This window comes from Rhizobium sp. 01T444 (genome assembly GCF_056398305.1).
Window position 1 is genome coordinate 1 of record NZ_JBFTPD010000086.1, and the last position, 1,184, is coordinate 1,184.

2 protein-coding genes are annotated in these 1,184 nt (G+C 56.0%); both read right to left on the bottom strand.

The annotated features are described in order from the left end of the window. On the bottom strand, positions 1–360 hold a 360-nt coding region (locus tag AC1DTN_RS37230; RefSeq protein ID WP_477925097.1), incomplete at its 3' end, for a flagellin N-terminal helical domain-containing protein. Between the two features lie 282 nt (positions 361–642). Beyond that, a partial coding sequence (locus AC1DTN_RS37235) for a flagellin (RefSeq protein WP_477925099.1) occupies positions 643–1,184 on the bottom strand: 542 nt, incomplete at its 5' end.

Consider the following 1,184-nt stretch of genomic DNA (forward strand, 5'->3'; position numbering starts at 1 on the left):
CACCAGCTGGTCCTGCAGCTGGTCGATTTCTTCCTGGACCTTCTTCTTGTCGACGCCGTTTTCAGTCGCGGCAACGATCTTTGCCTTGATTTCGCCGACGACGTCGATGGCGCTGTCCATGGCGGTGTAGGCGGTGTCAACCTTGGCAGCGCCGAGGCCGAGAGCGTCGGAAACGGCCGAGAGGGCCTTGTTGTCCGAACGCATGGTCGTTGCGATCGACCAGTAAGCAGCGTTGTCGGAAGCCTTGCCGATGCGGTAACCGGAGGACACATGATCCTGGGTCTTGTTGAGGCCCTGGTTGATGCCACGCAGCGTCTGGAGAGCTGCCATTGCAGCATTATTGGTGTTGATGCTCGTCATAGTTTGATTGCCCCTTGTTGGCAGACGTTAAATAAAGGGACATTCCGGATTTGGGCCGGCCCACAGCGATCAGCATCATGCCTGTTAACCATTCTCGTTAAGGTTAACTCGCCGTTTCGATGGGCCTAGAAAACAGCAAGATGGTTAAGGAAAACTAAATTCGAAAACGAAATTTCGTAAAAATATCTGATACTTAGAAGCGTTTCCATTAACCTTATGTTAAAACATTCGAGGCCGGGGTTACCCGGCCTCGACGTTTTTCGCGATATGGCTGAGCCGCTATTAGCGGAAGAGCGACAGGATGTTCTGCGAAGAGGAGTTGGCGATCGAGAGCGACTGGATCGCGAGCTGCTGCTGCGTCTGCAGAGCAGAGAGCTTGGAGGACTCTTCTTCCATGTTGGCGTCGACGAGGCGGCCGATACCAGAGTCAAGCGAGTCGCTGAGCGCGCTGACGAAGTCGTCCTGCATCGTGATGCGGGTGGAGATCGAACCGAGCTTAGCACCGGCAGAGGTCATCGCCTTCAGGGCGTTTTCGACGTTGGTCAGGGCGAGGCCGAGGTCGGCGTTGGTGAGGTTGGTGATGTCGAGCGAGTAGACCGAACCGATCGTACCGTTGCTGGAGCCGAGGATACCTGTGGAGGTTTCGATTGCACCGGTCGTGGTCATGCCGAACAGAACGTTGCCGGCCGAAGCGTTCGACAGGACGTAGTCGGTCATCTTGACGGAAACGCCGTTCGAACCGTCGCGAACGAAGGAGGAAACAACGCTCTTCGTGCCGTTGACACCGGCAACCCAGTTTTCACCGGAGAAGGAAGCCGACTGAG